Origin of the sequence: Segetibacter aerophilus, from assembly GCF_007991655.1 — a bacterium.
Taxonomy (GTDB): domain Bacteria; phylum Bacteroidota; class Bacteroidia; order Chitinophagales; family Chitinophagaceae; genus Segetibacter; species Segetibacter aerophilus.
The window spans coordinates 119155-133514 of sequence record NZ_BJYT01000008.1; the positions used below are offsets into that span (position 1 = coordinate 119155).

The 14360-nt window shown below is 38.1% G+C and carries 12 protein-coding genes; 10 read left to right on the top strand and 2 right to left on the bottom strand.

Going from position 1 to position 14360, the window contains the following annotated elements; genetic code table 11:
- Positions 1-645: 645 nt before the first annotated feature.
- The 4 genes from SAE01_RS12000 to SAE01_RS12010 all read left to right on the top strand — a co-directional run bounded on the left by SAE01_RS12000 (position 646) and on the right by SAE01_RS12010 (position 4943).
- Complete coding sequence (locus SAE01_RS12000) at positions 646-2568, top strand: NIDO-like domain-containing protein (protein WP_147204005.1); 1923 nt, start codon at positions 646-648, stop codon at positions 2566-2568.
- A 68-nt stretch (positions 2569-2636) separates the two neighbouring features.
- Positions 2637-3716 carry a T9SS type A sorting domain-containing protein gene (locus tag SAE01_RS12005; protein ID WP_147204006.1) on the top strand — a complete coding sequence of 360 codons (1080 nt, stop codon included), beginning with the start codon at positions 2637-2639 and terminating at the stop codon, positions 3714-3716.
- 33 nt (positions 3717-3749) lie between these two features.
- Entirely contained in the window at positions 3750-3923 is a 174-nt protein-coding gene (locus tag SAE01_RS24495; protein ID WP_170234149.1) for a hypothetical protein, read from the top strand.
- Positions 3924-3968: 45 nt separating this feature from the next.
- On the top strand, positions 3969-4943 hold the full coding sequence (locus SAE01_RS12010) for a hypothetical protein (protein ID WP_147204007.1): 975 nt from the start codon (positions 3969-3971) through the stop codon (positions 4941-4943).
- Between the two features lie 315 nt (positions 4944-5258).
- Here SAE01_RS12010 and SAE01_RS12015 read toward each other — a convergent pair whose 3' ends face one another.
- Both SAE01_RS12015 and SAE01_RS12020 read right to left on the bottom strand, forming a co-directional pair.
- Positions 5259-5660 (bottom strand): hypothetical protein, encoded by a 402-nt coding sequence (locus SAE01_RS12015; RefSeq protein ID WP_147204008.1) that lies wholly within the window; start codon positions 5658-5660, stop codon positions 5259-5261.
- Positions 5653-6216 (bottom strand): archaeosortase/exosortase family protein, encoded by a 564-nt coding sequence (locus SAE01_RS12020; protein ID WP_147204009.1) that lies wholly within the window; start codon positions 6214-6216, stop codon positions 5653-5655. The genes SAE01_RS12015 and SAE01_RS12020 overlap by 8 nt, the downstream gene beginning before the upstream one ends.
- Positions 6217-6944: 728 nt before the next feature.
- On the opposite strand from SAE01_RS12020, the gene SAE01_RS12025 reads away from it, so the two are divergent.
- From SAE01_RS12025 to SAE01_RS12050, 6 genes are all read left to right on the top strand, one after another.
- The gene (locus SAE01_RS12025; protein WP_147204010.1) at positions 6945-8234 is read left to right on the top strand and encodes a nucleotide sugar dehydrogenase; all 1290 of its coding nucleotides are present in this window, start codon (positions 6945-6947) and stop codon (positions 8232-8234) included.
- A 118-nt stretch (positions 8235-8352) separates the two neighbouring features.
- Positions 8353-9135, top strand: a complete 783-nt coding sequence (locus SAE01_RS12030) for a polysaccharide biosynthesis/export family protein (protein ID WP_218029143.1) — start codon at positions 8353-8355, stop codon at positions 9133-9135.
- Between the two features lie 77 nt (positions 9136-9212).
- On the top strand, positions 9213-11561 hold the full coding sequence (locus tag SAE01_RS12035) for a GumC family protein (protein WP_147204011.1): 2349 nt from the start codon (positions 9213-9215) through the stop codon (positions 11559-11561).
- A gap of 67 nt (positions 11562-11628) precedes the next feature.
- Entirely contained in the window at positions 11629-12756 is a 1128-nt protein-coding gene (locus SAE01_RS12040; RefSeq protein WP_246113225.1) for a DegT/DnrJ/EryC1/StrS family aminotransferase, read from the top strand.
- Positions 12756-13337: an acyltransferase gene (locus tag SAE01_RS12045; RefSeq protein ID WP_246113226.1), complete on the top strand. Its 582-nt coding sequence runs from the start codon at positions 12756-12758 to the stop codon at positions 13335-13337. Before SAE01_RS12040 ends, SAE01_RS12045 begins: the two co-directional genes overlap by 1 nt.
- Entirely contained in the window at positions 13334-14356 is a 1023-nt protein-coding gene (locus tag SAE01_RS12050) for a Gfo/Idh/MocA family protein (RefSeq protein ID WP_147204013.1), read from the top strand. The genes SAE01_RS12045 and SAE01_RS12050 overlap by 4 nt, the downstream gene beginning before the upstream one ends.
- Positions 14357-14360 lie beyond the last annotated feature (4 nt).

A 14360-nucleotide genomic window follows, 5' to 3' on the forward strand; every position in this document is an offset into this window, starting at 1 on the left:
TTTTCATCGCAGCTTTGATTGTTTTTTGGTCTATAATGGTATAAAGAGAAACAGTGTTTATATACTTAATCTCGATGTGCATCAGCTACTTTTTATAACCGAATCTAGAACTTCTCACGTTACCTATTCAGTAATAAAGGCGCTTCAAAAATCAACTGGCAGTTCTTTCTGGACTGCCTTTTTCATTTGTTTTTATTTGAAGCAATACTTAGTCTTCTGGTATCAGTAGGAAGGTTATTTCTGTTTTATTATCCAAATAAAATTTACTTATACTTCTACTTAAAAAAACTTTGCTATCGAGTCTTCAAAGAATTTGAGCAATCTCTCTTGCAACGTTTATTCATTTATTTCAATCTTCTAAATAACCATTTTCGGAATTTCATCATTAATCGAAATCATTTCATAATTGTTTCAAAGGGTTTGGAAATTTTAGAAGAATAAAATATTTGTTGTTTTTGGAAGTTGTAAAGAAGAGGCTTTCACTAGCTAAAATCTTTACAGTAGAAAAAGAATAAGTATAGTCTAGAAATAAAATAACTAAAAAATCGTTAGAGAGTATTAAGTATTAAAAACCCGCACTTTTTTTCCGCTACGACTAAAATTATTCAATTATTCTAAAAACACCAATCGGTTAAAACCATTACTATGAGTAAAATTCCACTCTCCTTATTTTTTTGTTTCGTATGTTTTTTTAGCACGAATGCACAATTAAATTATTCTTTTACACCAACATCCGGTTCTTACATTCCTTTAGCCAGAACTAACACAAGTGTAACCCAGGTAAATGCCGGTTATACTGCTCACGATGAGGGCTATGCTAATAATATACCCTTGGGTTTCTCATTTAACTATAATGGAACAGTTTACACATCCATCAATGCAAACACAAATGGTTTTGCTTCTTTCAAGCCTTTTACATCTATTTCTAATCCAGCCGATAATAATTACTGGCTCTCCGATTTACACTCAGGTGCTCATGGTCAGAGCAGCGCACTTGCAAGCAGGCCTCTTCTTGCACCACTTTGGGATGACCTGGACTTGTATTCAGTAGGCGATTTGAAATATGTAACGACGGGTTCTGCCCCTAACCGTGTATTTACTCTTCAATGGGGTAGAGTATACTGGACTCTTTCTGCCGCACAATTGGGGATAGAGTTTCAAATAAAATTATATGAAGGTAGCAACCAGGTTGAGTTCCATTACAATCAACTAGGCGGTGCCGTTCAGGGAACAACAGATGCACCACCCTCTGCCTCTATCGGTATTACTGCAGAAGGCACAGGGGATGGAAAGTTTTTATCTCTTAACAATACATCGACAAATCCTACTGCAAGTTCAACTGTCAATACATTTACGATCAGCACAAAACCAGCAACAGGGCAGATTTATCGTTTCACCCCTGGTGCAACACTTGATCCTAATTCATTAAATTATAGTTTCACTGCAGTTCAAGGTACCTACCAAGCAATTGAAGGCGGCGCGCCGGCCCTTCTTGTAAATGCAAAAGCAGGTGCTGCTACAGAAGACGAAGGTATTGCTGATTCCATTGCTCTTTTTATGCCTTTCAAATATAATGGCAGCAATGTTTCTTTTGTTAGTGTGCATACAAACGGCTTTCTTTCTTTTCAGTCACTAAGGCCGGTTACCGATGGTGCTACGCAAAATTTCTCTACTCCGGATTTGTCCGGCGGTCCTTTTGGCCCTGCTGTCGGTCCTAGTGGTCCAAATAACGGAAGACCTGTTCTTGCGCCTCTTTGGGATGATAACGCGCTGGCTACAACAGCAGATATCAGGTATCAATTGTCAGGCACTGCACCTAATCGTGTTTTCACTATCGAATGGTCTCGAGTCTCTTGGAACAAAAATGCAGCAGCACCCGCAATAGAATTTCAGGTGAGGCTTTATGAAACCTCTAATGTTATTGAATACCATTACAACAGGTTAGCAGGTGCAGTAGGTGCTGCGTCAGGTGCGGCTATTGGCCTAACTGGTACAAGTACAGGTGCAGGTAATTTTATGTCTTTGAGTGATGCTTCTGCAAGTCCCTCTATTAGTAGCACAGTAAGCACTAACAATATATCTACAAAGCCCGCAACTGGTCAGATATATCGCTTTACTCCATTAGCTCCACCAGTTGTTAGCACATGTACTCCGGTAAAAGCTACCACAGATCTGTCAGTAACGGCTTCGGCTGCCGACAATTTCTTTAGTGCAGTAAGTGATACGCGCCAGGTGTTGGTGACAGTACGTGAATTAGGTGGTATTGCTGCCGACTCTGCGGTGATAAGAATAGCAAAAGGGCAAGCTTCGGGATATACGTTTACGATGGGATCGGGCTCAGACAATGCCAATTGGATCAGAAGAGAAGACGTTTCCTTTGTGTACTTTGATAGAATAGGGGGATTAGGCTGTAGCAGAAATTCTACGCTTGCCATTAATATGACTCGCAACACGTCAGCTGGTCAACAGTTTAATGTTACTTTCAGAGCACTCACATCTGTTGCGCAATCGGCTAACTTCCGCTACAACGATTCATTCTCTGTACTATTTGTATCTGATAGTCAATAAACTTAAGAAAATCCGGAAAGGCACTCTTTCCGGATTTTCTAAATAAAATTTCAAACCAATAAACCACCATGAAATCTATTTACTTTCTTCTTTTACTGGGTTTCTCCTTTCAGGCATCAGCACAAGTAGTAACCGCTGATCCGGCTGTAGGCGCCTTAAACCTTACAGATAATATCACAAAGCTGGACCGGTCAAGAACAATATCCTCCTTACCGGTAACACTTACGGTGCCTGTTCTTAATCTAAGTCCTTATAATAGTATTCCCAATAACAGTACTACGATCATCATCGGGTTGGGAAGTAGGTTATCTCTCTCTCCATCTTTTAACCTTGCCACAGCAAGACTTAGTAATTATTTTTCTTTTGTATACAACACCTCTGCAAGTCAACCAAGAATAATAGGTACACAGATAGCAGCTATACCAAAAGATTTCATCGATAGTACTTCATTTGAGGTAGTTGGTAAGAGTTCCGGATCTTCTGCAGCTTCTGTTAATTTTTCAATTAATGCAACTGCAAATGTAGATGACGAAGATGGTAGCAATAATGCGGGTTCGATATCATACACCGTACTGATAACGCTGCCTGTTACCCTTTCACAGTTCAATGCGTTGAAGACAGGCTGCAATATTGATGTTTCATTTAATTCTGAAGAAGAAAAGAACGCAAGCAGCTACGATATAGAGGTCAGCAAAGATGGCAATTCTTTTGTCTCAATAGGAGAAATACCAGCAGCTAATGCTGGAAAATATGCCAGGAGCTTTCCTATAACTGAAAGCATGAAAGCGCCTTCTCTCTACGTCAGAGTAAAATCGATTGACAAAGACTCAAGGTTTGTTTACAGTGCCGTAAGGAAGGTTGCGGGAAATTGTGATGCACCTAAAACCTTTGGCCTAAGTCTGTTTCCAAACCCTGTTACGGTAACAAAAGAAATTACCATAGTTGCAACGGAAGGACTTTTCGCTGGCAAGTATGACGTTTCTTTAATAGATATGAACGGACGTACACTACAGACGAGACAACTTCAGTTGAACAACACATCTAACTTCCAATTTAACCTCGGTAATATTTCTTCGGGCCATTATTTAATAAAAGTTATCAATACTGCTGGTGGTAAATCATCTGCAATACATTTTCAGAAGAACTAATAATCATCCATAAAACATTCAAACTACCATAAAATGAAGTACGTCATTCTCTCTGTTATTGCGCTCACTTTTACTATAAGCAATGTCGATGCTCAGGCAAGACCGGCTAAAGCAAGAAAGCCAAAAAAGCATATTGGTAAACATCCGAACGGAAATCCTCCCGCTGTTGCTGTTTATTTAAAAAAGAAGAGTTTTAATCATTCGTAGTTCAAAACGTAATAAATCTAATATCATTAACTAAAAACGCAACACATGAAACATTTTTTATGCTTAACGCTAGTCGTTTTACTGGCTTTCGGTACTGCTAATGCCCAAGGCCGTAAGCCACCTAATACACCATTGCCACCTAAAGGTCCACGCGGCAATCACTCTAACGGTAACGGGCCAAACAATCCACCCCCAGGTCATAGTGGACAAACTTCTGTAATATTTAGTGCCGTTGGATTTGATGATCAGTCCCCGACGCTTGAAGGTGTTGCTGCAACTAGAGAAACAAGCATAAATACAGCTAATAACCAGTCTCTGATAAGCGAAATGAGAAAGAACGTTGCTCCTCTTGTAATGGGAAGCAATTTCATGACTCCTTCAGGTTGGGGTTCTACCGGAACGTTTGCTTTCGGTGCTATTTCTGGTACGCCTTATCAAACTTACGCAAGTACGCAAAGACAAAACAGCGACTTTCTTGCTCAGGTAGGATTTGGAGCTGGTAATGCTCAAAAATCTGTAAGTGTTGTAGGCATTGTAAACGTAAATGACGTTTCAAAGGTCGACAACTTTTCTTATAGCTTTATTGCAAGTCGCCAGTTAGGTAAATTTAGCAGTATCAGTGCGGGTGCTTTACACTTGTTTGCTGATCCTAATAAGACTGATGCCGGTGAAAGTTTTTATGTAGCATTTAGCCAGGCGATTAAGAAAACTAAATTCAGCTATTCTGTTGGTATTGGAACAGGCAGATTTTATGACAACAATGAAATTGATAAAGAAGAAGGTAAAGCAGATCATGGTACTGCCGTATTTGCAAACCTTTCTTACAATATCTTAAAGAATGTAGCTGTAAGTACAGAGTGGACAGGTCGTAATATTGCGTTCTCCAGTACTTTGATGATCAAGCCTAATTTACCTGTTCTTGCAATCGGTGTGTCAGATGTTACCAGGCTTTCTGGCGATCATCCAACCTTTTTCGCAAGCATAGGAAAAGCGATCTCTTTTCATAGAGGAAGAAGATAGTTTAGATAACCACTTACATAATTCTTACAAAAACCCCGTCAGCTTTTGACGGGGTTTTTGGTTTTTGTGCATTTGAGAAGTTACGGTGTTCTTTTTCCTGATTTCCTTATTAACACAAAAGTCAAAACGGAATAATTTAGCGAGGTTTTTCTGATCTTCCGTTAATAATAAGGTGTGAGCAATTGTCTATTTGCTCATCGCCGCTACTACCTTTATTTCAGAAAATCTAAACACGTTGGAAAGCCAACGAGCGTGCCAAACAAAAGTGAGACTAAATACTCCTCCCCAGAATCGTGGTGACTTTACATATTAAAGTTACCGGTAAAAAGTTTTACCACCCGTTGACCTTTTTGCTAAATACATAAGTACACCATAGGGAACTGGACTGGTAAAGAAAAGCCTGAGGCTACTCAGCATGCTACGAAAACTACTGTTTTCAAAACGTGCCAACACATCAACGACGCCCAACAAAACTACAAGAATGATGACGCATGAGTAGATAAACAACCACAAGTTCTTTGTCCACTGCTGATGATGTTTGCTCCATCCATACCAACCTGCAAGCGCAACGGCGAGTAACAAACCGAAGTTAAGTCCGTGCCGTAGTAGGGGGTTTGTTTTGTAGTTCATGTCTGGATTGTCATGATAGCCATGCCAGGTTGCCCAGTACAATAAGCAGATAATAATGGCAACTATCCATACCCTGTGCTTAAACATGAAGGTGTCGTTTGGAGTACTTTAGCCAGATCGTAAAGACTATTCCATAGATCGCCATCTTAAAAATATATTTATGAAAGAAGTCTGCTAGGGGAAAGTTGTGCATGTACATCCAGGTTAGACCATAACATCTGAAAGCATTTAGTACAACGACAGCAATGGTACCAAACATTATGTAAGGCAATTGCCGTTTTAAGTTAGGTGGAAAACAGCAAAGAAAACCAATGTAAAGCACGATCAGTTCTAAGCCGTTGCAAGAGTCAGCTATTGCTACCAGCTTTTTTCCCTCTGCGTGCACTGCTATATAACTCATACCTTGCTTGTTTACCTTCTCTTCCGTGATAATCATTTTTTCATCCATAAGATTAGAATACAAAAAAGCTGCGGCACTAGCGGTAGCAAACGTTAACTGCTGGTCGGGAATACGTACGGGAAATAAAACAAGGTGATACAGCAGCTTCCAGGCTAAGAAGATGATCAACGCTTTTACAAGAAAAGCTCGGGTATCTGCAGGCATCTGCTTAATAAAACTGGTCGGTGCTATGTTCTTTATCATCCGCTTTTTTGATAATTAAGTTAGGCGAATATAATGTAGTGAGACAGGTGACAGCTTTTTCTAATAATTCTTCAATGCCACCGGCCTCGAAATTCTCTATTTAAGGAGAATGTCAACCGTCAATCGGGCAATAGCAACAGTCTCTCTTACTATTGTAATAGAGCCTTGGGATGCAAAAGGCTTTGGATCCCTTATTGTTTAATCCTAGTGCCTCTAGCACCAATAGTGCCTTAAACAACCTGTAGTTTTGCTATTTTCTGGCATTATAGACTTTCTTGCTACCATAGCCTCCACCTGCAGCCTCTTTTTCTTCCTAAGTATAGGTAGAGTAAATTGACGGTAATGTTTAGATAGCGATATTTGATCAAGTTATGCTGAAAGGATAACAAACATCTAAAAGTTTTCTCTCTTCATCAGCGCCACTTAGCTTCAATAACAGTGTTTTCTAATAAATTAATGTCTACAATAGAAGTTAAAACTTTAAGGTTCTAAACTATCAATCTTGCTATTTCAAATCTTAAGCACCTTTTAATATATATTCGCACCTCGAAAATAAAGACCGCCGATGGGGCTGAGATGGCGAAGCTATGGGTAAAATGCAAAGAGTTGACATCGAAAAAAGCATAAAAAGAAATAATAGGTCAGAGAAAAGAAATATAGTTGGGAGGTGAAAGTTCTAAAATAGCACATTTTATTCATTAAATAATAGTTCTCGTAAATTCTAAAAAATGTATTCTCGGTTAGTAGAAAAACAAGAAAGTTTGGCAGTATTAGGACTGGGATACGTCGGACTGCCTATCGCTTTGGCTTTTGCCAAAAAAATAAAAGTAATCGGTTTTGATATTAGCGAAAAAAGAGTTCAAATGATGAGTAATTCAATTGACCCGAGCGGTGAATTGACCAGGGAAGCTTTTGAAGGGACTGATATTACATTTACTACTTCTTTAGATCTTTTAAAACAAGCAAAATTTTTTATTGTTGCTGTTCCAACACCTGTTGACGCTCACAATGTGCCCGATCTTAAACCAGTTAAAAGTGCGTCTGAAACTATTGGCCAAGTGTTAAAGAGAGGAGATTATGTTGTTTTTGAATCGACTGTATACCCGGGCTGTACAGAGGAAGATTGTCTGCCTATTATTGAAACGTTGAGCGGTTTAAAAATGGGTGAAGATTTTAAACTCGGTTATTCACCAGAGCGTATTAACCCCGGTGATAAACAACATACTCTTGAAACCGTGGTAAAAGTTGTTTCAGGTTGCGACGCTGAGAGCCTTGAGGAAATTTCGAAAGTATATGAATTAGTAGTTAAACCAGGGGTACACAGGGCATCTTCTATAAAGGTGGCGGAAGCTTGTAAGATTATTGAGAATGTACAACGCGATGTAAACATCGCGTTAATGAATGAACTTTCGATTATTTTCGACAAAATGAATATCAATACGTATGAAGTATTGGAAGCTGCAGGAACAAAATGGAATTTTCTTAAGTTTTCACCCGGTCTTGTTGGAGGGCATTGTATTGGAGTAGATCCTTATTATCTAACGTATAAGGCTGCTGAGTTGGGTTTTAATTCTAGAGTAATTTTGTCTGGCAGGTATATCAATGACAACATGGGCAATTATTTATCAAAAAAAATTCTTCAACATCTTATTGCCAATACAGAGAACGTTAAACAAGCAAAGGTATTAGTGCTAGGCGCCACATTCAAAGAAAATGTAAGTGATATACGTAATTCGAAAGTATTGGAGGTCGTTAAAACACTTCGGTCTTATTATATAAATGTATTTATTTCTGACCCATATGCGATGTCGCACGAATTGAATACCGAATATGGATTTGATCTGCTTGACACTCCGGAAAATGATTACAATGCAGTTATTATCACTGTTCCGCATCAAACTTATCTTTCTTATGATGATGCTTATTTTCGTTCGATTACTGTCGAAAACGCTCTAATTGCCGATTTAAAAGGAACTTTTAAGGACAAAATTAAGAGCAGGAAATACTGGAGTTTTTAAGCAATACAAAGAAAAATAAATGATAACCGTATTTTTGTTTGCAAAAAATTTTCATCCTATTTTTTCCAGAAAAGGTCGCCTTTGGGTTGTTAAAGTTGAAGGCTCTTAAACGTATTCCATGAAAATATTTTTTAGTGCTTTTCTTTTAATCTTGATGTTCTCGTCGTGTTCTAACTCCAGGCAGTTCACCTATTTTAAAGATTTAGCAGATACAATAACAAGCTATTCAATTTCTGATACAGGTTATAAATCTCTTACGATCCAAGCCGACGATGTTCTGCAAATAAATGTATCTAGCCCAAATCCTGAGGCAACTAGTTTTTTCGTAATTCCCGGTACTAACGGAGCAAACACAGCAGGGGGAGTAACAACTAATTCCGCAACACCCAACACTTATCTGGTCGACAAAGAAGGCGGTATAGACATACCTTTAATTGGCAGAGTAGAGTTAAAAGGACTAACTACGTCGGAGGCGAAAGTTGTTATCAGAGACAAGTTAAGTTTGTATCTAAAAGAACCTATTGTAACAATTCGCCTGCAAAATTTTAAAGTTACAGTACTAGGTGAAGTAACCAGGCCCGCAAATTATATAGTGCCTAACGAACGTGTGTCTGTGTTAGATGCGGTCGGGATGGCAGGCGATCTTACAATTTTTGGTCGTAGAGAAAATGTTTTATTGATAAGAGAGCAACAAGGAAAAAAAACACTTACTAGGCTTAACCTCAATAGTAGTGCCTTGTTCCAATCCCCTTATTATTACTTGCAACAAAACGATATTATTTATGTCGAGCCCAATAAACAACGGGCAGCCAGCAGCGACATGACGACAATTAGGAATGTATCAATCATTACATCATTGGCTGGTCTTGCTACAATTGTTGTAACTCAATTGTTTAGATAAATTTCTTCCCAGTTCTAATTATTCTTGTGATACATCTACAAAACCATACTTGACAACTTATAATTCCCTAAAACTTCTTGGACACTCTTCAAATAAATAACTCAACCCGAAAACAAAAGGTTGATGATGATATTAATTTACAAAAAACATTAGGACATGCGTTGCATTTCTGGTGGTTGTTTCTAATATTTTTAGTAATCGCCGTCTTTTTCGCTTTTCTGTACCTAAGGTATAGTACTGCCCAATACCGAGTAGCGGCTAAAATATTAGTAAAAGACTCTAAAAAAGGCGGCGGCGCACCCGGGATGGCGATGTTTGAAGAACTAGGGCTACTTGGCGGAGAAAATTCAGTAGACAATGAAGTAGAGCTTTTAAAAAGTAGAACTTTAATGGAGAATACTGTAAATGCCTTACAACTAAACGCACGATACTATGTGCAGGGCAACGTAAAACAGTCAGAAGCTTTTGTTAAGCGACTTCCTTTCGCGCTTCGAATTACAGATTTAAAAGAAGATAGTATTCAAAAACCAATCGACTTACTATTTAGCGGTCTAAATAATAACGAATTTAAACTTGTCTATAATAAAATAGAAAGGAAACACAACTATCAGGATACCATTGCTTGTTCATTTGGCAATTTATGTTTCTCAAAACTTCCGGAAAAAAGTAGTGGGATTTTAGAAGAATACCATATTGTCATAAACCGTCCTGATAATACTGTCGCAGAGTTTCAGCAAAAATTAAGTATCGCACCCACTAGTAAGACAGTAAGTACAATAGACCTTACACTTGAAGACGCGGTTCCTGAAAGGGCAGAATTACTTCTTAATACACTAATAAGTATTTATAACCAAATGAATACTGAGGATAAAAACAAAGTTGCTGATAGTACAATTAAATTCATTGACAACCGGCTGGTTTTTGTGACAAGAGAATTAGGGGATGTAGAGCAAAACATACAACAATTTAAACAGCGTAATCAGTTAACAGATCTTTCAGTTCAAGGAAAGCTCCTATTAGAAAATTCCAGTGATTATTTTAAAGATTTGTCTAAGATTGAAGTGCAAATATCAATTATCCAGTCCCTACAAAAGTATTTGGAAAATGAACAAAATACTAGCCGTACGATACCGGCAGGTTTGGTGATCGAAGATCCAACTTTTGCTTCGCTTATTGAAAAGTATAACACTTTACAGTTAGAAAAAGACCGACAACTGCAAACGACCACAGAAACTAATCCAGTGGTCCAAAGGTTGGTAGTAGGAATTGCCAACTTGAGGGCTGATATTGTCGCAAATCTGGGTACAGTAAAAAGGTCTATGGAAATTTCCCGCGCCCAGTTAAAAAACCGAACAAACAGTTTTGAAAGCGAGATACAACAGGTACCACGAAAAGAAAGGGCTTTTTTGGAAATATCACGTCAGCAAGCTATAAAGCAGGAGCTATACTTGTATTTATTAAAAAAGCGTGAAGAAACGGCCGTAACTAAGGCTGCTAATTTAAATAATGCGCGAATAGTTGATAGTGCAAAAACTCAACCTGTTCCGTTTTCGCCGAAGCGACAAATGATCTACCTCGCTGCCTTGCTCGTAGGCCTGGTTGTGCCAACCTGCCTCCTGTATGGCCGAAGCTTGCTAAATAACAAAATAGAAACAAAAAAAGATATTACTGCTGTTAGCTCAATACCTATTCTCGGCGAAATAGGTAGAAGTCCTTATGCTAATGCACTGGTTGTTAAAGATAATCCTCGAGATCCGGTTGCAGAACAATTTCGTCTGTTACGTACAAATCTTGATTATATTTTACATGCTAAATCAGGTGGAAGGGTAATTATGGTGACATCAAGTGTAAGTGGTGAAGGGAAGTCGTTCTTATCACTTAACCTTGCTGCTATGCTTAGCCTCGGTGGTAAAAAAGTGGCCCTACTTGAATTCGACTTGCGGAAACCTAAATTATCTAAATATTTAGGATTGGAAGATAGCTTTGGCTTAAGTAGTTATCTTATAAAGAGAACCAATGATATAAATACCCTTGCTCAAATTATTCCGGGAATGGAAAGTCTTTATTTATTAGGTTCTGGTGCGATACCTCCTAATCCCGCAGAACTTATAACGGGTACCCAAACAGTAGAACTATTTAAACAGTTAAAAGAAAATTTTGACCATATTGTAGTTGATGTGCCGCCCGTTGGAGTTGTAGCAGATGCTTTATTGCTTGCAGTATATGCCGACATTTGTCTTTACGTAGTCAGGCAGAATTATACTTTCAAAAACGTACTTGAATTCGTTGATGAATTATACCAGCAAAAGAAACTTCCAAATCTTGGTATTATCGTTAACGATATTAAAAAGCAAAAAGGCTATGGTTATGGTTACGGTTATGGCTATGGTTATGGTTACGGGAGTTACGGGCAGGAAAAGAGTTAATCTGTAGGATACTGAACTTATATTATTGCAAATTTTATGTTAGAAATATATATATAGGAGAATGAACATGGCTAAAGAAAAAATAGTAATGGTTGACTTAGTTAGGCAATATGAAAAATTAGAAGATGAGATTAATTCTACTGTCATACGTTGCCTAAAAGAATCAGCTTTTATTAATGGACCTGAAGTAAAAGAGTTTGAAAAAAGTTTAGCTAATTATTTAGATGTCGATCATGTTATCGCTTGCGCAAACGGAACTGATGCTTTACAGATAGCTTTAATGGCGCTTGATTTAAAACCTGGAGCGGAGATACTTGTTCCTGCTTTTACTTATGTGGCTACTGCTGAAGTAATTGCTTTATTGGGTCTGACACCTGTTTTGGTAGACGTGAACATTGACGATTTTAATATAGATACGGAAAGTCTTACTAGATACATTACGAAGAAAACAAAAGCAATCGTACCTGTTCATCTTTTTGGCCAATCTGCGAACATGGAAAAATTGATGTTGATTGCTAAGGAAAACAATCTTTTTATAATTGAGGACAATGCGCAAGCTATTGGGAGTGATTATACATTTAGCAATTGTACAAAGAAAAAGTCGGGAACAATCGGCCATATTGGTTGTACCTCTTTTTTTCCTTCTAAAAATTTAGGCTGCTTTGGTGATGGTGGTGCACTGATGACAAACGATGACGCTTTAGCAGCAAAAATCAGGATGATTGCAAATCATGGCCAGAAAAAGAAATACTACCATTCGATTATAGGAGTTAATTCCAGGCTTGACACTTTACAGGCAGCGATACTTTCAATAAAACTAAGACACCTCGATGAGTATATAAGGGCACGAAATGATGCAGCTGAGCTATATGATTCATTATTAAAAGACATCAGCGACGTGGAAATACCTAAAAGACTCCTTTATAGTACTCATGTCTTTCACCAGTATACCTTGAAGATTAAAAAAGGTAAAAGAGATCTTTTGCAAAAAGTGCTGCAAGAGCAAGATATCCCATCTATGATTTATTATCCTGTTCCCTTATATAAACAACAAGCCTTCAGTAAATATTTTGGGGGTGCAGCGCTGCCAAATACAGAAACGTTATGTACGGAAGTACTATCATTGCCTATGCATACGGAACTAAAGAAAGAAGCCATTACTCACATTTCTGAAATCATTAAAAGTAATATTTAGTGGAACCGGCGAAATACTTTGTTCATCCTTCAGCTATAATTGATGAACCTAGCGAAATTGGTGAGAGTACCAAAATTTGGCATTTTAGCCACATAATGGCAAACTGTATCATTGGAAGTAATTGCAATATTGGACAAAATGTTGTAGTCTCTCCTGGGGTCGTGCTTGGAAATAATGTGAAAATTCAAAATAACGTTTCCATCTACACAGGTGTAACGTGCGATGATGATGTCTTTCTTGGTCCTTCCTGTGTATTTACAAATGTAATTAATCCACGAAGCGCAGTAAACCGGCGGAGCCAATACGCGAAGACGCACGTAGGCAAGGGAGCTAGCATTGGGGCAAACGCAACCATAGTTTGTGGTCATAACATCGGTCAATTTGCGTTTATTGGCGCTGGGGCTGTTGTAACAAGAAAGGTTAGTGAATATGCACTGGTAGTTGGAAATCCGGCCAGGCAAGTAGGATGGATGAGCGAGTACGGGCATAGGTTAAATTTCGATCTAAACGGGATAGCGGTTTGTGAAGAAAGTCAGCAACAATACCAGTTAAGAGAATCAACCGTAAAAAGAATAGTATGACATTAAATAGCAAAGTTAAGTTTGCAGTTATAGGGTGCGGGCATATTGGAAAGCGGCACGCTGAAATGATTGTAAAAAACCCGGAATCTCAGTTAGTTGCGCTTGTAGATGTAAAGAGTGTTGACGAATTAGCAATTGAGCATTTCAATGTGCCTTTTTACACTTCTCTAGAAGAGTTATTAAATTCTGAAAATGGAAAGGATGTTGATGTTATAAATATAGCTTCGCCCAATGGCTTCCATACCGCGCAAGCCTCGTTGGCTTTGGATGCTAAGAAGCACGTAGTTATAGAAAAACCTATTGCACTGAACAAAGCGGACGCAGAGAAAGTGATTTATAAAGCATTACACGTACATAAACACGTATTTGCAGTGATGCAAAACCGTTACTCACCGCCTTCTGTTTGGATAAAAGAATTAATTGAAACAAGAAAGCTAGGAAACATTTATATGGTTCAGCTAAATTGTTATTGGAACAGGGATGATCGTTACTACAAACCCAATAGCTGGCATGGTAAAAAAGACTTAGATGGAGGTACACTTTTCACTCAGTTTTCCCATTTTATTGACATTATGTACTGGCTATTTGGAGATATTGAAAATATTAAAGCAAAATTCAAAGATTTTAATCATCAAAATCTCACTGATTTTGAGGATAGCGGGTTTGTAAGTTTTGATTTTGTGAATGGTGGAATGGGTTCGCTAAATTTCTCAACGGCAGTCTGGAATACAAATCTTGAAAGCTCGATGACAATTATTGCAGAAAATGGCTCTGTAAAGATTGGTGGTCAATATATGGATAAGGTAGAAGTTTGTAATGTAAAAGACTATCAATTGCCGCAGTTGGCGCCTACAAACCCAGGCAATGATTACGGAGCTTATAAAGGTTCTGCCGCTAATCACCATTACGTTATTGAAAATGTTGTGGATGTTTTAAACAATAGAGCAGCGATTACAACTAATGTTTTAGAGGGATTAAAAGTTGTAGAAATCATAGAAAGAATTTACAGCGGTAACTAGAAGT